An 18,249-nucleotide genomic window follows, 5' to 3' on the forward strand; every position below is an offset into this window, starting at 1 on the left:
AGGGGGAGAGACGGACATGGCCACCACCAAAGTCGCGCTCGTGACGGGCGCCGGATCGGGAGTCGGCAAGGCGTCGGCGCTGGGGCTGGCCAAGGCCGGCTATTCCGTCGCGCTGGCGGGACGCCGCAAGGAGCCGCTCGACGAGGTGGTCTCGGCCGCCAAGGCGCTGGGCGTCGGCGCGCTGGCGGTGGCCGCCGACGTGGGCGACCCCGAGGCGGTGAAGCGGCTGTTCGCGGCCGTGAAGGCGGAGTTCGGCCGGCTCGACGTGCTGTTCAACAACGCCGGCACCGGCGCGCCGCCCGTGCCGATGGAGGATCTGACCTACGCGCAGTGGAAGGCCGTGGTCGACGTCAACCTGACGGGCTCGTTCCTGTGCGCGCAGGAGGCGATCCGCATGATGAAGGCGCAGACCCCGCAGGGCGGCCGCATCATCAACAACGGCTCGATCTCGGCCCACGCTCCACGGCCGAACTCGGCGCCGTACACGGCGACCAAGCACGCGATCACCGGCCTGACCAAGGCGATCGCGCTCGACGGCCGGCCGTTCGACATCACCGGCGGCCAGGTCGATATCGGCAACGCCGCCACGCCGATGACCGAGCGCATGGCCAAGGGCGTGCTCCAGCCCGATGGATCGACGCGGATCGAGCCGACCATGAACGTGCAGGCGGTGGCCGACGCGGTGGTCTACATGGCGACGCTGCCGCCGGACGCCAACGTGCTGTTCCTGACGGTGATGGCGACCAAGATGCCGTTCGTCGGCCGCGGCTGACGCGGCCCGCGCCGGTAACCGCGGCGATGCGCCGGGCCGCGCCGTGACCCCGCGCGCCGCCCCGGCGCTGGGGATGTTCGTCGTCGGGCTGGGCTCGTCGATCGGTCCACTCGACACGGCGCTGAACATCGCGCTGCCGAATCTCTCCGCCGCGTTCGGGCTGGAGATCCGCGCGATCCAGTGGGTCGTGATCTGCTACGTGCTGACCTACGGCAGCCTGATGCTGGTCTGCGGCAAGGTCGGCGATTTGTTCGGCTACCGCCGCGTGTTCCGGATCGGCCTGGCCGTCAGCGTCGTCGGCCTCGCGCTCTGCGCGCTGGCGCCGACCTACAACTGGCTGCTGGTGGCGCGGGTGGCGCAGGGCGTCGGCACGGCGCTGGTGCTGAGCTGCGGGCCGGCGCTGGCGACGTCGCTTTTCCCCGACGCGGGACGCACCCGGGCGCTGGCGACCTACGCCGGCATGATGGCGGCCGGGGCCGCGATCGGCCCGTCGCTGGGCGGCTTCCTGGTGCAGCCGTTCGGCTGGCCGGCGGTCTACTGGTTCCGCGTCCCGATCGCGTTGGGCGCGCTGCTGCTGAGCTTCCTGCTGCCGGCGCCGTCGCCATCGGCGGTCCAGCGGCCGTTCGACGGGATCGGCGCGGCGTTGCTGGCGACCGCGATGAGCGCGCTGCTGCTGGCGCTGGCGACGTTGCGCATGTCGGCGGGCGACCTCACCCTGCCGGCGGCGCTCGCGGCCGTCGCGGTGGTCGCCGGCACCGCCTTCGTCCGCCGCGCGTCGCGCGTTCCCGAGCCGATCCTGCGGCCGGGGCTGTTCCGCGATCTGGACTTCGCCGTCCTCAACGTCGCCAGCGTCTGCGCCTACGTCGCGGGCTTCGCGATCCTGCTGCTGGTGCCGTACTACCTCGTGGGCATCGCCGGCCTGTCGACGCCGGCCGCGGGGATCGCGCTGGCCATGGCGCCGCTGGGCACGATCCTCGGATCGACCGTGGTCGGGCGTCTCGCCGCGGCGGTCGGCCGGCGGCGCGTGGCGCTGGCCGGCTTGATCGGCGCGGCCGCCGCTCTGGCCGCGATCGGCGGATGGACCGCGACCACGCCGCTCTGGCTGATGATCGCCGCGCTTCTGGCGCACGGCGTCGCCACCGGGCTGTTCCAGGTCACCTACAGCGACATCGTCGTGGCGACCCTGCCGGCGCGCGACCGCGGCGTGGCCGGCAGCCTGACCATGGTCACGCGCACCATCGGGACTGCGGGCGGCGCCGCGGCGCTCAGCGCGCTCTCCGACTCCGCGGCGCAGGCCGCGCGCGCGACCGGAGCGCCCGCGCCGGCGGCGTTCCTCGCGGGTTTCCAATACGCTCTGTGGGTCGTCGCGGCGGCGCTGGCGCTGGCGATCCTCGTCAGCCTGGTCCGGCCCCGCGTCTGGCTCGAGGCCGATCAGCGCGCCGCACCGCCCGCGGGACGCGAAGGTGGCTGAGGGCGTGTGCTAGGGTCGGCGAGACGTATTTCGACGGGAGAGACGGCGATGGGCGAGAGGTTGAAGGGACGCGCGACGGTGGTCGTGGGCGCGGGATCGAGCGGGCCGGGCTGGGGCAACGGCAAGTGCACGGCCGTGACGTTCGCGCGCGAGGGCGCGCGTGCTGTGCGTCGACCGCAACCTCGCGGCGGCCGAGGAGACCGTCGGCCTGATCAAGGGCGAGGGCGGCGAGGCGGTCGCGCTGGCGGCCGACGCCTCCACCGCGGCGGGCGCGAAATCCATCGTCGACACCTGCGTCGGGCTGTGGGGCCGGATCGACGCGCTCGACAACAACGTCGGCATCAGCCGCGACGGCGGGCCGGTCGAGCTCGACGAGAAGGACTGGGACACGGTCTTCAACGTCAACGTGAAGAGCATGTTCCTGACCTGCAAATACGCGCTGCCGGTGATGGAGAGGCAGGGCAAGGGCGCGATCGTGAACGTGTCGTCGATCGCCTCGATCCGCCAGCCCAAGGGCATCCGCTACATCGCCTACAACGCCAGCAAGGGCGCGGTGAACAGCTTCACCCAGGCGCTGGCGCTGATGTACGCCGACAAGGGCATCCGCGTGAACGCGATCCTGCCGGGGCTCATGCACACGCCGATGATCTCGATCCTCAAGGACCAGTACGCGCAGGGCGACTACGACCGCATGATCGCGATCCGCGACAAGGCCTCGCCGACCGGCAAGATGGGCACCGGCTGGGACGTCGCCAACGCCGCGCTGTTCCTGGTCTCGGACGAGGCCGCCTACGTCAACGGCCACCTGATGATCGTCGACGGCGGCATCACCATCCGCGCCTGACACGCCCGCGCCGGCACCGGGGAGAACCGCATGGCATCGTTTCCGCGCCGGCGCGTCGGGCGCACGGCCCTCGAGGTCACCGAGCTGGGGCTCGGCGGCGCGCCGCTGGGCGGCTTCCGCGCGACGATCTCCGACGCCGACGGCGTCGCGCTGGTCGACGCCGGCTACGATTCCGGGGTCCGCTTCTTCGACACCTCGCCGTTCTACGGCTACGGCCGCAGCGAGCTGCGCATGGGCGCGGCCCTGCGCGGGCGGCCGCGCGCCGACTACGTGCTGTCGACCAAGATCGGCCGAGTCATGCGCGCGATGCGGCCGGGCGAGCGCGCGCCGGAGGACATGCGCGCCAACGGCCTGCCGGGCTTCGCGCCGCGCTTCGACTACACCTACGACGGCGTGATGCGCTCGCTGGAGCAGTCGCATCTGCGGCTCGGCATCTCGCGCATCGACATCGCGCTGGTGCACGACGTCGATTTCTGGACGACGAAGGACCGCGCCGTCCTCGACAAGCGCTTCGCCGAGGTCATGGACGGCGGCTTCCGCGCGCTCGACGAGCTGCGCCGCGCCGGCGTGATCGGGGCCATCGGCGTCGGGCTCAACGAGGCCGACACCAGCCTGCGCTTCCTGCGGGCCGGCGATTTCGACTGCGTGCTGCTGGCCGGCCGCTACACGCTGCTGGAGCAGGGCGCGCTGGCCGGGTTCATGCCGGAATGCGTCCGGCGTGGCGTGTCGGTGATCCTCGGCGGGCCGTACAACTCCGGCATCCTCACGGGCGACGTGAAGCCCGGCGCCAAGCACGACTACGTCGACGCGGCGCCGGCGCTGATCGAGCGGGCGCAGCGGATCGAGGCGGTGTGCCGCCGCCACGGCGTGCCTCTGGCCGCCGCGGCGCTGCGCTTCCCGCTGGGGCATCCCGCCGTGTGCTCCGTGATCCCCGGCGCGCTGAGCGTCGCTGAGGTGGAGCAGAACGCGGCCCATATGCGCCGGCAGATCCCCGCCGATCTGTGGGCCGAGCTCAAGCGCGAGAGCCTGCTCGATCCCGCCGCGCCGGTGCCGGCGGGCTGAATCGGGAGGCGTTTGCGCGGGCGGCGCGAACAGGGCCCCCCTGTCATTCCGACCGCTCCGCCGTCATTCCGAGCGCAGCGAGGAATCTTTCGACGGCGGAAGGATTCCTCGCTGCGCTCGGAATGACGGTAGGGGCGGACCGCCGATCAATCCTCCGTGGGTGCCGGGCCCAGCCTGGGCTCCAGGAAGCGGCGGAAGAAATAGCCGCCGAAACCGACGATGGCGAAGATCCGGAAGAGGTGGTGGGTGGCCACCATCGCGATGTCGGCGCCGAGCGCGAGGCCGACCAGGCTCATCTCGGCGAAGCCGCCGGGCGCGTAGGACAGCACGATGTCGTCGGTCGGCAGGCCGGAGATGACGTGGCCCAGCCACGCGAAGCCGACCGCGATCAGGATCAGGACGTAGGCTGCGGCGACGCCGTAGGCGATGTCGCGCATCACCTCGCGCAGGATGGCGCCGACGAAGCGGCAGCCGATGGCGGCGCCGATCACGACCTGCGCCAGCGCCACCAGCTCGCCGGGCGGCTTCGACGCGGTCCAGCCCAGCAGATGGACCGCGCCGCTGACCAGCATCGGCCCGAACATCATCGCCGCCGGCATGCGCACGCGCAGCGCCACGAAGGCGCCGACCACGCCGCAGGCGACGAGGATCGCGACGTCGACAGGCGTCAGCGGCGCCACCGCCTTCGCGGCGTCGAACACCGACGAGGTCGTGCCGTACATCCAGCGGTACCAGAAGGGGATCGTCATCACGACGACGAGGATGCGCACGGCGTGCATCAGCGCGATGGTGCGCTCGTTGCCGCCGTAGACGGCGCCCAGCGTGACCATCTCGTTGAGGCCGCCGGGCATGGCGGCGAAATAGGCGGTGCGGCCGTCGTAGCCGCCGCGGACGCGGAACAGCCAGTAGACGACGAGGGCGCTGCTCAGCGAGACCAGCAGCAGCACGCCCATGGTCGCCGACCAGCGCGGGATCTGCTCGACCATCTCCGGCCGGAAGCCGCTGCCCAGCAGCACGCCGAGCACGACCATCATCACCTGCCGCAGCCGGTTGGGCACGCCGATGCGGGCGCCGGACATGGCGGCCACGGTGCCGACCAGGGCCGCGCCCATCATCCACGCCAGCGGCATGCGCATGAGGTGGAACGCGTAGCCGCCGGCGGCGCCCAGCGCCATCGCCAGCGCGAAAGGCCGCCAGCCGGTGTGGCCGACGAAGCCGCGGCGCCGCCGCGCCCGCTCGGCGGCGACCTTGTCCACGCCCGCGTCGCTCACGGCTGGAACTGCTCGGCCAGGATGCGGTCCTCGAGATGGTGCTCGGGGTCGAACAGCAGCGTGAGCGCGACGGAGGGATCCTCGGTGACGACCACGCGGGCCACGTCGCGCACCTCGGTGTAGTCGGCCACGGCGTTGACCGGCCGCTTGTCGGCCTCGAGCACGTCGAAGGTGACGGTGGCGGCGCGCGGCAGCACGGCGCCGCGCCAGCGTCGCGGGCGGAACGGGCTGATCGGCGTCAGCGCCAGAAAGCCGGCGCCGAGGGGCAGGATCGGACCGTGGGCCGAGAGGTTGTAGGCGGTCGAGCCGGCCGGCGTCGCGACCAGCACGCCGTCGCAGGCCAGCTCGTCGAGCCGGCGGTTGCCGTCGACCGAGATCGCGATCTTGGCGGTCTGGCGGCTGTGGCGCAGCAGCGACACCTCGTTGATGGCCCGCGCTTCGACCGTCTTGCCGGCCGTCGTGCGCGCGACCATGCGCAGCGGGTTGAGCGTCACCGGCCGCGCCGCCTTGAGCCGGCGCAACAGGCCGGTCTCGCGGTAGTCGTTGAGCAGGAAGCCGACCGTGCCGCGGTTCATGCCGTAGATCGGCGCGTCGCGGCCCATGCGCTGGTGCAGCGTGCGCAGCATGAAGCCGTCGCCGCCCAGCGCCACGACGATGTCCGCGCGCGCGACCGGCACGGACGCGTAGCGGGCGGTCAGGCGCTTCAGCGCGGCCTGCGCCTCGACGGTGCGGCCGGCGACGAACGCGATCTTGGGGGAGGTCACGAGCGGGGGCGGGGAGTCATGGTGCGGCGCAGTATAGCCGCGGTCGAGGCCCGCGCCAGCGCCGCGCGGACATGGCTCGGTCGAGCGTCCCGCGGTCTCAGACGAGGCCCATGCGGCGCCGCGCCAGGCGCGCGCCCTCGACCATGGCAGTCATCTTGCGGCGCGCCAGCCCGCGCGGCAGGGCGGAGAAACCGCAATCCGCCGTCACCCGCAACCGCTCGACCGGGGCGTGGCGTGCGGCGAGCGCGATGCGGTCGGCGACCTTTTCCGGCGTCTCGAGATGGAAGTTCTTCACGTCGACGACGCCCACGCCGACATCGAACCGCGCCGCCAGCGCGCCCACGGTCTCGATCTGCGCCATCTCCCGGTTGGCGTATTCCAGCGACACCTCCTCGACGTCGAGCCCGAGCAGCGCCGGGACGAGACGCTGGATGTCGCGGTCCGCCATCGGCCGGCCGGCGTTGTTCCCGAAGCACACGTGCACGGCGCGGCGCGTGTCGCAGCCGGCCATCGCGCGGTTGACCACCGTCACGGCGTCGTCGAGCGACAGGCCGAACGGGTTCTCGGGCAGGCCGGGCTCGTCGAGCTGGATGTAGTCGGCGCCGGCGGCTTGCAGTCCCGCCAGCTCGGCGCGGACGATGGCGATCAGTTCCTCCAGCACCGCTCCGGGATCGCGTCCGCCGGCGGTCATGAACCCGGCGAAGGTCAGCGGGCCGGGGAAGGCGACCTTCAGCGCGCGGCCGGGCGCCAGCCGCTTCAACGTCACGAACTCCTCGACCACGCCCAGCCCGCGCGGCGCCTCCACTCCGCCGTCGACCGCGAAATGCGGCGCCATGTCGTAGCCCGGAACGCCGAGCTTGCGGTCGGGCGGCACGCGCTTGAGGCCGGAGAGGCGGCCGAACACCTCGAACACGAAGCGCTGCCGGCGCAGCTCGCCGTCGCTGACGATGTCCAGCCCGGCCTCGACCTGGTCGGCGATGGCGATGCGGGTCGCGTCCTCGTAAAGCTCGTCGATGTCGGCCGGTCCGAAGTCGCCGTCGCGCGCGCGCCCGCGGCCGGAGATGAACCACCCCGGCGAGGCGTAGCTGCCGACGCCCATGGTCGGCAGCGGGGGAAGCGTTGGCATCCGGCCGGTTCCTCGATGCGATGCGATGTGAAAGCCTGTGGAATATCCGCGACTTGTACACTGGCGCAGCCGCCGGACGCGGGTCAATATTCGAGCCGCATGCTGAAAATCGATAAGCTCACCAAGATCTACGGCGGCGTGGCGGCGGTTGACAACGTCACGTTCGAGGTCCCCACCGGGCAGATGGTGGGCGTGATCGGGCGTTCCGGCGCCGGCAAGTCGACACTGCTGCGGATGATCAACCGCCTCACCGACCCGACCTCGGGCACGATCCTCTGGGAGGACGCCGCCGAGCCGCCGGTCGACGTCGGCGGTCTGCGCGGCGCGCGGTTGCGCGCGTGGCGGCGGCGCTGCGCCATGGTGTTCCAGCAGTTCAACCTCGTGCCGCGCCTGCCGGTGCTGACAAACGTCCTGATCGGCCGGGTCGGCTTCCACGGCACGCTGACGACGCTGCTCGGCCTGTTCCCGGCCGTCGACCGCGCCATCGCGATCCGCGCGCTGGAGCGGCTCGATCTCGCCAGTCACGCCCTGCACCGCGCCGACGCGTTGTCGGGCGGCCAGCAGCAACGCGTCGCGATCGCCCGCGCGCTGGTGCAGGAGCCGAGGGTGTTGCTGGCCGACGAGCCGATCGCCTCGCTCGACCTGCGCAACGCCACCGTGGTGATGGATGCGCTGCGGCGCATCAACCGCGAGGACGGCATCACCGTCGTGTCGAACCTGCATCTGCTGCAGACCGCGCGCGACTACTGCGACCGCATCATCGGTATGCGCAAGGGCGCCGTCGTGTTCGACGGTCCGCCGTCGTCCCTGACCGACGCCCAGGCCCGCGAGATCTACGCGACGGCGGGCGGCGGCGAGGAGGAGGTCGACATGGTGATGGACGCCACGTCGGCGCCGTTGAATCAATGACCGGCCAGGCCGGGAAACGAAGGGGGGAAACCATGATCCGAGGGATGACGCGCCGCGCGGCGCTCGGGCTCGCCGCGTTCGCCGCCGCCGGCGCCATGCCGGCGATGGCCGACGAGTTTATCGGCGGATGGCAGAAGAAGTATCCGGTGGTGAAGTACGGCGTCATCCCGGTGGAGACGCAGGGCAACACGACCAAGTCGATGGACGCCTTCCTGCGCCACGCCGAGAAGGAGACCGGCGCGAAGTGGGAGCTGTACACGGCGACCGACTACTCCGGCGTCATGAACGCGCTGATCGCGGGCCAGATCCACGTCGCGTGGCTGAGCGGCTTCAGCTACTGCCAGACCCACATGGACAGCAAGGGCGGCGTCGAGGCCCTGGTCGCGGCGCAGGAGCCCGACGGATCGATGGGCTACAACGCCGTCATCGTCGTCAAGAGCGACAGCCCCTACAAGACGCACGAGGATCTCAAGGGCAAGATCGTCGCCCGCACCGACCCCCTGTCGGGCTCCGGCTACCTGATCCCGACGGCGGCGTTCCGCCAGATGGGCAAGCCTGTCGACCAGTACTACCAGAGCCCGCTGGCCGGCGGCCATCCGCAAGCCGTGCTCGGCGTGCTGCGCGGCACCTACGACGGCGCCTTCACTTGGACCAGCAAGGACGACAACATCGGCAACCTGCGCCAGATGATGAACAAGGGCCTGCTCAAGCGCGAGCAGGTGCGCATCGTGTGGACCTCGCCGCAGCTGCCGTCGCCGCCGGTGGTGATCCGCACCGACCTGCCGCTGGAGATGCGCGCCGACATCCAGAAGCTGTTCATCCGCCTGAAGGACCACAGCATGTCGCTCGCCGAGTCCGTCGCCCAGGGCAAGACCAACGGCATGGTCCGCGTCTACCACGAGGACTACCGGCTGATGTGCCAGGCCGCCGAGCTCGAGCGCGACGCCCGCAAGCAGCGCAAGAACTAGCGGCGCCATGGCGACGATGGACACCGGCGCCGCCGCCGGCGACGCGGCGGTCGCGCGCTTCGAGCGGCGCTACGCCGAGCACCGGCGCGGCAAGACGATCTGGAGCGCCGCGTTCTGGTCGGTGTTCGCGGCGTGCTTCGTCGTGTCCGTCGTGGTCTCGAAGTTCGACGTCGTGGCGATCGCCACGGGCCTGCCGCGCACCACCGAGTTCATCGTCAAGATGATCCCGCCGATCCACTGGTCGAGCTTCTCGGCCGATGTCGGCGAGTGGTACTGGGGCATCGACAAGTGGCTGACGAGCCTGCTCAACACGCTGCTGATGGCCTACCTCGCGACGGTGATGGGCACGGCGATCGGCGGCGCGCTGAGCTTCCTGGCGGCGCGCAACCTGGCGCGGCACTACGCGATCTACTGGGTCACGCGCCGCGTGCTCGAGATCGCGCGCACCGTGCCCGACATCGTCTGGGCGCTGATGTTCGTGCTGGCGTTCGGAATCGGACCGCTGCCCGGCGTTCTGGCGATCACTGTCCACACGCTCGGCGCCCAAGGCAAGCTGTTCGCCGAGGTCAACGAGAACGTCAGCCCGCTGCCGATCGACGGCATCCGCGCCTCGGGTGGAAACTGGTTCCAGGAGATGCGGTACGGCGTGCTGCCGCAGGCGCTGCCCAACTACATGTCCTACACGTTCTGGCGCGTCGAGCTGAACGTGCGCTCGGCGACGATCGTCGGATTCGTCGGCGCCGGCGGCATCGGCCACGACCTCTTCACCTCGATCCAGCTGCTCTATTTCGCCGACGCCGGCGCGATCCTGTTGATCGTGGTCGCCACCATCATGGGCATCGACATGCTGAGCGAGAAGTACCGGCATCGCCTGATCGGCAAGGACCAGCTCGCGCAATGAGGGTTCGCCGATGAACCGGTCCTCGACCGCCCCCGACGCCGCCGAGATCGCGGCCATCCGGGCGCGCGTGCCCGGCGCGTTCGCGTCGCCGCCGCGCGAGCGGGCGCGCCGGCTGCTGGTCTGGGGCGCCGCCGGCGCGCTGACGGTGTACTGCCTGTACCGCTTCGGCTTCTTCACCTGGAGCTTCATCGACGGGATGCTCAAGCTGGGTTCGGTCGTGATCTCGCAGCTTTTCCCGCCCAGCGGCTGGGAGCAGCTGCCGCTGTTCCTGAAGGTGATGGGCGAGACGCTGGCGATGGCGTTCCTCGGCACCGTCCTCGGGGCGGTCGTGGCGTTCCCGCTCGCCTTCCTGGCGTCGAAGAACATGATGACGTTCCGGCCGGTGCAGTTCGGCACGCGCCGGTTCGCCGACCTGCTGCGCGCCTTCGATTACCTGATCTGGGCGCTGATCTTCGTTCGGGCGATTGGTCTGGGCCAGATGGCCGGCATCATGGCGATCGCCATCGTCGAGGTCGGGACTTTCATCAAGCTCTACTCCGAAGCGATCGAGAGCCTCGACCGCAAGCAGATGGACGGCGTGCGGGCGGCCGGCGGCAACGGTCTGGACGTGATCCGCTACGGCGTCCTGCCGCAGGTGCTGCCGATGATGATCTCGAACACCCTCTACATGTTCGAGCACAACGCGCGGTCGGCCTCGATCCTCGGCATCGTCGGCGCCGGGGGCATCGGCTTCCTGCTGTCGGACCGGCTGCGCGCCTACGAGCTGCAGGAGGCCTGCCTCATCATCATCATCGTCGTGCTGACGGTCTACGCGATCGATTTCGTGTCGAAGCGCATCCGCGACCGGATCATCGGCGACGACCGGCGCGACGCGGTGGCCGACGACCTGCCGCAGTTCGCCGACAGCAAGGGCAGGTGAGCATGCGCGCGATCATCATCGGGGCCGGACGCGGCCGGCGCCTCATGCCGACGACCGAGGACGCGCCGAAGTGCTTCGCCGAGATCAAGGGCAAGCGCATCCTCGACTGGACGGTCGAGGCGTTGCGCGGCGGCGGCGCGACCGAGATCTGCTTCGTCGGCGGCTACCGCATCGAGTCGGTGCAGCGCGAGTACCCGGAGTTCGTGTTCCGCCGCAACGACGACTGGGAGAACAACAACATCCTCGTGTCGTTGATGTGCGCCGAGGACCTGATGGACCGTCCGTTCGTCACGACGTACTCCGACATCCTGTTCACCGCCGACATCGTGCGCAAACTGGTCGCTTCCAAGGAGGAGCTTGCGCTCGGGATCGACACGGACTGGCGCGAGCACTACCGGCCGCGCACCCAGCATCCGCCGCACGACGCCGAGAAGGTGATCACCCGCGGCGGACGGGTCGAGCGCGTGTACCGCACCATCCCCTACGAGGACGCGACCGGCGAGTTCATCGGCGTCGCGAAGTTCGGCGCCGCCGGCGCGAAGCTGCTGCGCGAGCACTACCGGCGCCGCAAGGCCGAGTTCTGGGGCAAGCCGTACCGCGAGGCCGCCGAGTTCCAGAAGGCGTACCTCATCCACCTCTTCCAGGACATGATCGAGCAGGGCGTCCGCTTCGGCCACGAGGACACGCCCGGCAACTACCGCGAGATCGACACCCAGGAGGACATGAACCTGGCCCAGACGCTGTGGAATCCGTGAGCCCGACATGACAAGCCTGCCGTTGTTCCCCGCGTCGATCGTGGGCTCCATCCCGCGGCCGCTGATGGTGCGCGAGCTGATCGAGAAGCCGGAATGGGACGAGGCCGATTCGCGCGCCATGGACGCCGCGGTCCGCTACGTCGTCGCCCTGCAGGAGAAGGCCGGGCTCGACGTGGTCAACGACGGCGAGTGGCGGCGGCGCTCCTACATCGGTGTCATCGCCGAGCTGGCGCACGGCTTCACGCTGGAGACCAACCCGGCCGACGGACGGCCATGGACGGTGGTGACGGAGCGCCTGTCGCCCAAGCCGCCGGGCTTCGTGGCCGACGAGGCGCGCTTCGTGAAATCGATCGCCAAGGCGGCGACCAAGATCACCCTGCCGGCGCCGGCGCTGCTGGGCGAGCGGTTGTGGGATTCCGGCCGCTCCGGCAAGGCCTATCCCGACCGCGACGATTTCGTGCGCGACTGCGTGGCGCCGCTGCGGGCGGAGATCGCGCTGATGCGCGACATGGGGATCGACATCGTCCAGATCGACGATCCGCATCTCTGCCTGTTCGTCGATCCCGACGTGCGGCGGCGCTACGCGGACCCCGACCGCGCCGCCGATTTCGCGGTCGACATGATCAACGCCGTGGTCGACGGCTTCACCGGCATCAAGTTCGCGGTGCATCTGTGCCGGCGTGCCGGCGCCCGGGTGCGCGGCGAGAAGCACCACGCCGGCACCTACGGGCCGATCCTGCCGCAGCTCAACCGTCTGAACGTCGCCCACCTGACGATGGAATTCACGGCCGGCGGCGCCGACGACCTCGAGAGCCTGTCGCGGCTGCGCGGCGATTTCGAGCTCGGGCTCGGCGTGGTCGACGTGACCCCCGGCGCGCCGGAACACGCCCGGTTGATCGTGTCGCGGGTCGAGCGGGCTCTGACGCGGGTCGACGCCAAGCGGATCACCTTGAATCCCGATTGCGGCTTCGCGCCGGGCTCGGCCGCCAAGGTCGACATCGACGAGGTCTACCTCAAGCTCAAAGCCGAGGCCGAGGCCGCCGCGACCTTGCGCGCCCGGCACGGCTGAACGCGCGGCTCAGCGGCGCTCCGCCAGCAACCGGTCCACCGCCGACCACATCGCGAAGGCGTTGGCCAGCGACACGGCGTCGAACTCGACGTGGCCGATGCGTTCGATGAGATGCACCGAGGCGGCCCCCTTGGGCACGGCGGCCGCCAGCGCCTCGCTCTCGCTGAACGGAATCACGGGATCGTCGCGGCCATGCACGAGGATCAGCCGCGCGTGCAGCTTCGACAGGTCGTAGAGCGCCAGATTGAGTCCGTCGATGCTCTCGCGCACGCCGGCGGGCAGCGCCGCCAGCAGGGCGTTCACGCGCGCGGCGTCGTCGTTCTCGACCAGCGCCAGCACGGCGCGGCCGTCCTCGCCCAGCGCCGGACGCAGGTCGTCGATCGACGCCGCCGGATCGGCGCCGCGGCGGCGCGCGACCTCGCGCAGGGCGTCGGCGTCGGCGGCCGAGTCGAGCCGGCCGGCGTTGGCCAGCAGGAACGCCCAGCGGCCGTAGCGGTTGGGCGTCAGCCGGTGCAAACGGCCGTCGCCGATGCGGCGGAAGGCGCCGGTGGTGACGAAGCGGATCGTCTCGTCGGCGTTGTGGTAGCCGCCGATGCCGGCGATGAAATCGACCCGTGGTGTCATGTCGGTGTCCAGCGCGGCGATCACCGCCGGTCCGACGCCGTAGGAGATCGCGCCGATGCCCAGCGGAAGGCCCGGCGCGGCCCGCTTCAGCGCCCGCGCCGTGTCGGCGAGGATGTCGGCGTCGGCGCGCGACAGGGCCAGCCGCCGCACCGCCGGCAGCTCGGGGATCGCGACGACGAAGCCGGCGCGGGCCAGGGAGTGGGCGAAGGCGATCAGGCGGGGCTCGTCGCGGCCCAGCGCGGCGGCGCCCGGCGCCAGCACCAGCGTCGCGCGCGCCCGGCCGCCTGGCGCGTAGACGTCGGCCTCGACGCGCCTGCCGTCGACGTCCCAGACCGCGGGGAGGGCGACCGGCGCCGCCGTGGCGTCCTTCCACCACGTGGGCGCGGAGCCGGCGGCGATGTCGACCATCAGCAGCGCCGCCTCGGTCCAGCGCACGGGATGGCCGAACGCCGCCACGGCGGCCAAGGCGGCCGCTCCGCCGATCGCGATTTTCCTGCGCCGTCGCATGGCCGCACGCTCGGCGTGGAATACGGCGGAAGCGGGGCGGGCGGTCGATGGGGTATGATCGAGCGATGCCGGAGGACCTGCGTATGTCCGACATCGTCGAGCCGTTGATCGTCGATCTCGTGGCCTGGGTGGCACGGGCGCCGCGCAGCTACGCCGAGGTGCTCGACGCGTGGCGGACCTCGTGTCCGCGGCTTACCGTCTGGGAGGACGCCATCGACCGGGGCTATCTGGCGCGCCGCTCCGAGGATGGCCGGACGGTCGTGGTCGTGACGCCGGCGGGGCGCGCTCTGATCACGGCGGCCGCCGCTATTCCGTCCCCGCCGCAGCCGTCGCTTTCGCCGCGCGCTCGGCGGCGCGGCGCTCGCGGGCCAGGCGCGCCTCGCGCAGCGTGACGTAGGTCGCGGCCGCGAAGATCAGGCCGCCGCCGACCCAGGTGTGCCAGGTCGGCGTCTGCGCGAAGACCCAGTAGCCGATCATCGTCGTCCAGATCATGCGGAAGAAATCCATCGGCATGACCGCCGACGCCTCGGCGTAGCGGAAGGCCTGGCCGATCAGCAGGTGCGTGGCGGTGCCGGTGGTGCCGGCCACGAACATCAGCGCCCAGTGCGTCCATGTCGGCTCGCGCCACACGAACAGGGCGGGGATCAGCAGCGCGGGCGTGATCAGCAGCGTCGACCACGCCGCCATCGCCGGCGAGCTCTCCGTCGCCGACATCCGCTTGATGACGATCAGGGCGCCGGCCCACAGCATGGCCGAGGCGATCAGCAACCCCCAGCCGATGTTGAAGGCGCCGCCGGGCCGCACGATCACCAGCACGCCCGCGAAGCCGACCAGCAGCGCCAGCCCGCGGCGCCAGCGCACGTGCTCGCCGAGGAACAGGGCGGCGCCGGCGGTGGCGAACAGCGGCGCCAGGAAGTTGAAGGCCGCGACGTCGGCCAGCAGCACGATAGGCACCGCGATGAACCACATCGCCATCGCCACCAACTGCAGACCGGAGCGGACGGCGTGCAGCCGGAAGACCGAGGTGCGCATGCCGGAGATGCCGAGCTTGGCGATCCACGGCGACAGCACGATCAGGCCGCAGAACATGCGCAGGAACACGACCTGCAGCGGGTGCAGGTCCTCGGCGACGACCCGCACGATTCCGACCATGATGGATTCCAGCACCGTGGCGGCCAGCCACAGCGACATGCCGATCAGCGTCGCCGTCGCGGTGCGGGCGCCCGCCGCCGGCGCCGCCGGCGTCACGTCGCGGCCTTGGCGGCGCCGGCGCGGCTCTCGACAAGGGTATTGGCGACCAGCGCGCCCAGCACCATCGCGCCGCCCGCGATCCCCGCGGCGCCCGGCGATTCGGCGAACACCAGCCAGACCCAGAGCGGGCCGAGCACGGTCTCCAGCAGCGCCACAAGGCTGGCCTGGGCCGCAGGCAGGTGCCGCAGGCCGAGCGTGAACAGCACCAGCCCGAGGCCGAGCTGCACCACGCCGAGGAACGCCAGCCACGGGATCTCGTGGACAGGGGCGGGGAACGGCCACGCCAGAGGCAGCGTGATCGCCGCCGACAGCAAGCCGGCCAGCGGCACCGTCGGGATCATGTCGATGTCCGGCCGCGTGCGCACGACCACCATGTTGGCGGCGAAGCCGGCGGCGCAGATCACCGCGAGGATCGAGCCCGCCATGCCGTGCGTCGCCAGCGAGTCGCGCACCATCAACGCCACGCCGCCCAGCGCCACGACCATCGCCGCCCAGGTGTTCCACCTGACCGGCTCGCCCAGCACGACGCGGGCCAGCAACGCCGCCATCAGCGGCGCCGACGAGGTGACCACAAGCACGTTGGCGACCGTCGTCTCCTTGAGCGCGAGGATGAAGCCGACGAAGGCGACCGTCAGGCAGGCCGCGCTCAGGGCCATGGTCCGCCACGCCGCGCGCAGGCCGTGGCGGGTGCTGGCGCGGCGCCAGCCGTAGAGGAAGCCGCCGACCACGATCGCCATGAACAGCGAGCGCCAGAACACCACCTCCCACGCGTTGGCGTGCAACGCGCGTACGACCAGGCCGCCGAAGCTCCAGCACAGCGCGCCGCCGGCCACGAACGCGATGCCCAGCGCGAAACTCGGCCGGGTCATCGGGGCGGAAGGCGCCGGGGGCGCGCGGGGAGGGCTGGGTGACGGCTCATGGAGCGACCGCGCATACCCGCGCCGGCCGCCGCTGTCGAGCGCCGCGCGCCGGTACCGGCCAACCGGCGCACGGCGGTGCGCGCAGCGGCGGCCGACGGCGGGCTTCGCGCCGGGCGTCGGCGCGTCTAAAAGGGCGCGCGATGACCTCGGACAGACCAGCGGCGCCGCCGTTCGACATGCCGGCCTTCCGGCCGCGGTTTCCGTGGATCGGCGGCGATCTGCAGACTCTGGCCAACCGCATCGCGCCGCCGTCGCGCGCGACCGGCGCGGCGGCGAGTTTTCGTGTCGAACTGCCGATGGCCGACGGCAGCGGCGACACGCTGCTGGCGACCCTCGACCGCCCTCGGATCGATTCCGGCGGCGCGCTCGCGATCCTCGTCCATGGCCTCACCGGCTCGGAATCGAGCGCGTACATGGTGCGGACCAGCCGCCATCTGCTCGAGCGCGGCCAGTCCGTGCTGCGCCTGAACCTGCGCGCCGCCGGTCCATCGCGCGCGACCTGCGGGCAGATCTACTACGCCGGCCGCAGCCAGGACTTCCGCGCGGTCCTCGCCCTGCTTCCGGCGGCGCTTCCGGACGGGCTCGGCCTGCGTCCGCGCGTGGCGGTCGGATTCTCGCTCGGCGGCAACATGCTGCTGAAGTACCTCGGCGAGGAGGGAAGCGCCGCGCCGCTGCTGGCGGCGGCCTCGGTCTGCGCGCCGATCGACCTGTCGCGGACCTGCGCCCACATGCTGCGGCCGCGCAACGTCGTCTACCACAAGTACCTCATCGCCTCGATGCGGCGCGAGGCGACGGCGCCCGGCGCCGCGCTGACGGCGTCCGAGCGGGCCGCGATCCTGGCGAGCCGCACGGTGGGGAATACGACGACGTCTTCATCGCGCCGCGCCACGGATTCGCCGGCGCCGAGGACTACTACGAGCGCAACCGCGCCTCGCGGTTCATGACCGACATCCGCGTGCCGACGCTGGTGGTCGCGGCGGCCGACGATCCTTGGATTCCGGTGGCGCTGTATCGCGGCTACGACTGGGCGGGCAACCCGGCGCTGACGCCGCTGGTCGCGGCCGGCGGCGGCCATGTCGGATTCCACGCGGCCGGCGATCCCGTGCCCTGGCACGACCGCGCCATCGCGCGGTTCCTCGACCGCGTCGGCGCCGGCGGCTGACTACGGCGCGGTCGGCGGCGCCGCGGCGCGCTCGCGGGCGCGCACGCGCTCGCGGTGCAGGATGTAGAGGCCGGAGCCGATGATGAACGGCAGGCCGGCCCACACCCAGACGGTCGGCACCTCGCTCCAGAACAGCCAGCCGTAGCCCATCGCGTAGATGATCGCGACGTAGTCGAACGGCGCCAGCACGGCCACCGGCGCCATCCGCCACGCCCGCGTCATCAGGATGGTGCCCAGGCTGCCCAGCAGTCCGATGGCGATGAACCACAGCCAGTCCACGGCGGTCGGCCATATCCAGGTCGCCCGGCCCATCGGCCGGCCCAGCGCCTCGTTGCCGGCGATGAGGAGGCCGGCGACGGCGATCACGGGCAGCGAGAAATACATGATCGTCGCCTGGTCGCTGTCGGTGCGGCTGAGGCGGCGGACCAGCACCATCGACAGCGCGTAGCACGTCGTGGCGCCCAGCAGCAGGATCGAGAGCGGCTGGAAGGTCGCGGCGCCCGGCCGCACGATGATCAGAACGCCCACGAAGCCGACGGCGACCGCGGCCCAGCGGCGCCAGCCCACGCGCTCGCGCAGGATCGGAACCGACAGCGCGGTCATCAGCAGCGGCGCCGCGAACGACACCGCGTAGAGCTCGGCCAGCGGCATCAGCGGGAACAGGTAGAAGAACCCGAACAACGTGCCGAACGCGATCACCGTGCGGACCGCCTGCAGCCCGGGCTGGCGCGAGCGCAGCGTGGTCAGGCCGCCGGCGGCGTGGATCACCCAGGCCAGCGGCGCCAGGCCGAACAGCGTGCGCAGGAACAACGACTGCAGCGTCGGATAGTGGGCGCCGATCTCCTTCACGATCGCGTCCATCGAGGCGAACAGGAAGATCGCGACGAGCTTGCTGTAGATGCCGCGCAACGTCTCGCCGGCGGGCGTGGGGGCGGTCGCGCTCGACATGGCGCG

16 protein-coding genes and 2 pseudogenes are annotated in these 18,249 nt (G+C 71.5%); 11 read left to right on the forward strand and 7 right to left on the reverse strand.

Annotated features, from left to right (window positions below):
• Nucleotides 1-16 precede the first annotated feature (16 nt).
• The 4 genes and pseudogenes from IPK81_23490 (at nucleotide 17) to IPK81_23505 (ending at nucleotide 4,149) form a co-directional block, all read left to right on the forward strand.
• Complete coding sequence (locus tag IPK81_23490; protein ID QQS12403.1) at nucleotides 17-772, forward strand: SDR family oxidoreductase; 756 nt, start codon at nucleotides 17-19, stop codon at nucleotides 770-772.
• Nucleotides 773-815: 43 nt separating this feature from the next.
• Nucleotides 816-2,243 carry an MFS transporter gene (locus tag IPK81_23495; protein ID QQS12404.1) on the forward strand — a complete coding sequence of 476 codons (1,428 nt, stop codon included), beginning with the start codon at nucleotides 816-818 and terminating at the stop codon, nucleotides 2,241-2,243.
• Nucleotides 2,244-2,291: 48 nt separating this feature from the next.
• Nucleotides 2,292-3,087, forward strand: a pseudogene (locus tag IPK81_23500) (SDR family oxidoreductase).
• 30 nt (nucleotides 3,088-3,117) lie between these two features.
• Nucleotides 3,118-4,149 carry an aldo/keto reductase gene (locus tag IPK81_23505; GenBank protein ID QQS12405.1) on the forward strand — a complete coding sequence of 344 codons (1,032 nt, stop codon included), beginning with the start codon at nucleotides 3,118-3,120 and terminating at the stop codon, nucleotides 4,147-4,149.
• Between the two features lie 146 nt (nucleotides 4,150-4,295).
• Here the strand turns inward: IPK81_23505 and IPK81_23510 are convergent, their stop codons facing one another.
• From IPK81_23510 to IPK81_23520, 3 genes are all read right to left on the reverse strand, one after another.
• Nucleotides 4,296-5,420, reverse strand: a complete 1,125-nt coding sequence (locus tag IPK81_23510) for an AbrB family transcriptional regulator (GenBank protein ID QQS12406.1) — start codon at nucleotides 5,418-5,420, stop codon at nucleotides 4,296-4,298.
• Entirely contained in the window at nucleotides 5,417-6,184 is a 768-nt protein-coding gene (locus IPK81_23515) for an NAD kinase (protein QQS12407.1), read from the reverse strand. Before IPK81_23515 ends, IPK81_23510 begins: the two co-directional genes overlap by 4 nt.
• Nucleotides 6,185-6,281: 97 nt before the next feature.
• Nucleotides 6,282-7,310, reverse strand: coding sequence for a cobalamin-independent methionine synthase II family protein (locus IPK81_23520; GenBank protein QQS12408.1), 1,029 nt, complete (start codon nucleotides 7,308-7,310; stop codon nucleotides 6,282-6,284).
• A 99-nt stretch (nucleotides 7,311-7,409) separates the two neighbouring features.
• Here IPK81_23520 and phnC point away from each other — a divergent pair, with 99 nt between their 5' ends.
• Genes phnC through IPK81_23550 form a run of 6 tightly spaced genes read left to right on the forward strand, consistent with a single transcriptional unit; the run spans nucleotide 7,410 to nucleotide 12,831 of the window.
• Nucleotides 7,410-8,219, forward strand: coding sequence for a phosphonate ABC transporter ATP-binding protein (gene phnC, locus IPK81_23525; GenBank protein QQS12409.1), 810 nt, complete (start codon nucleotides 7,410-7,412; stop codon nucleotides 8,217-8,219).
• Nucleotides 8,220-8,251: 32 nt separating this feature from the next.
• On the forward strand, nucleotides 8,252-9,187 hold the full coding sequence (locus tag IPK81_23530) for a phosphate/phosphite/phosphonate ABC transporter substrate-binding protein (GenBank protein ID QQS12410.1): 936 nt from the start codon (nucleotides 8,252-8,254) through the stop codon (nucleotides 9,185-9,187).
• Nucleotides 9,188-9,194: 7 nt separating this feature from the next.
• Nucleotides 9,195-10,088 carry a phosphonate ABC transporter, permease protein PhnE gene (phnE, locus tag IPK81_23535; GenBank protein QQS12411.1) on the forward strand — a complete coding sequence of 298 codons (894 nt, stop codon included), beginning with the start codon at nucleotides 9,195-9,197 and terminating at the stop codon, nucleotides 10,086-10,088.
• A gap of 10 nt (nucleotides 10,089-10,098) precedes the next feature.
• A complete protein-coding gene (gene phnE, locus IPK81_23540; protein ID QQS12412.1) occupies nucleotides 10,099-11,007 on the forward strand; it encodes a phosphonate ABC transporter, permease protein PhnE in 909 nt (302 codons plus the stop codon).
• 2 nt (nucleotides 11,008-11,009) lie between these two features.
• Complete coding sequence (locus IPK81_23545) at nucleotides 11,010-11,762, forward strand: phosphocholine cytidylyltransferase family protein (protein QQS12413.1); 753 nt, start codon at nucleotides 11,010-11,012, stop codon at nucleotides 11,760-11,762.
• Nucleotides 11,763-11,769: 7 nt separating this feature from the next.
• On the forward strand, nucleotides 11,770-12,831 hold the full coding sequence (locus IPK81_23550) for a cobalamin-independent methionine synthase II family protein (GenBank protein QQS12414.1): 1,062 nt from the start codon (nucleotides 11,770-11,772) through the stop codon (nucleotides 12,829-12,831).
• Nucleotides 12,832-12,840: 9 nt separating this feature from the next.
• Here IPK81_23550 and IPK81_23555 read toward each other — a convergent pair whose 3' ends face one another.
• From IPK81_23555 to IPK81_23565, 3 genes are all read right to left on the reverse strand, one after another.
• Complete coding sequence (locus IPK81_23555) at nucleotides 12,841-13,920, reverse strand: hypothetical protein (GenBank protein QQS12415.1); 1,080 nt, start codon at nucleotides 13,918-13,920, stop codon at nucleotides 12,841-12,843.
• A 348-nt stretch (nucleotides 13,921-14,268) separates the two neighbouring features.
• Nucleotides 14,269-15,210: a DMT family transporter gene (locus IPK81_23560; protein ID QQS12416.1), complete on the reverse strand. Its 942-nt coding sequence runs from the start codon at nucleotides 15,208-15,210 to the stop codon at nucleotides 14,269-14,271.
• Nucleotides 15,207-16,082, reverse strand: a complete 876-nt coding sequence (locus tag IPK81_23565; protein ID QQS12417.1) for an EamA family transporter — start codon at nucleotides 16,080-16,082, stop codon at nucleotides 15,207-15,209. Before IPK81_23565 ends, IPK81_23560 begins: the two co-directional genes overlap by 4 nt.
• A 191-nt stretch (nucleotides 16,083-16,273) precedes the next feature.
• Between IPK81_23565 and IPK81_23570 the strand changes: the two are divergent.
• Nucleotides 16,274-17,295, forward strand: a pseudogene (locus tag IPK81_23570) (alpha/beta fold hydrolase).
• Here IPK81_23570 and IPK81_23575 read toward each other — a convergent pair.
• A complete protein-coding gene (locus tag IPK81_23575) occupies nucleotides 17,296-18,243 on the reverse strand; it encodes a DMT family transporter (protein QQS12418.1) in 948 nt (315 codons plus the stop codon). It abuts the pseudogene before it with no gap.
• Nucleotides 18,244-18,249 lie beyond the last annotated feature (6 nt).

The sequence above is a fragment of the Rhodospirillales bacterium genome (assembly GCA_016699855.1).
Taxonomy (GTDB): domain Bacteria; phylum Pseudomonadota; class Alphaproteobacteria; order Reyranellales; family Reyranellaceae.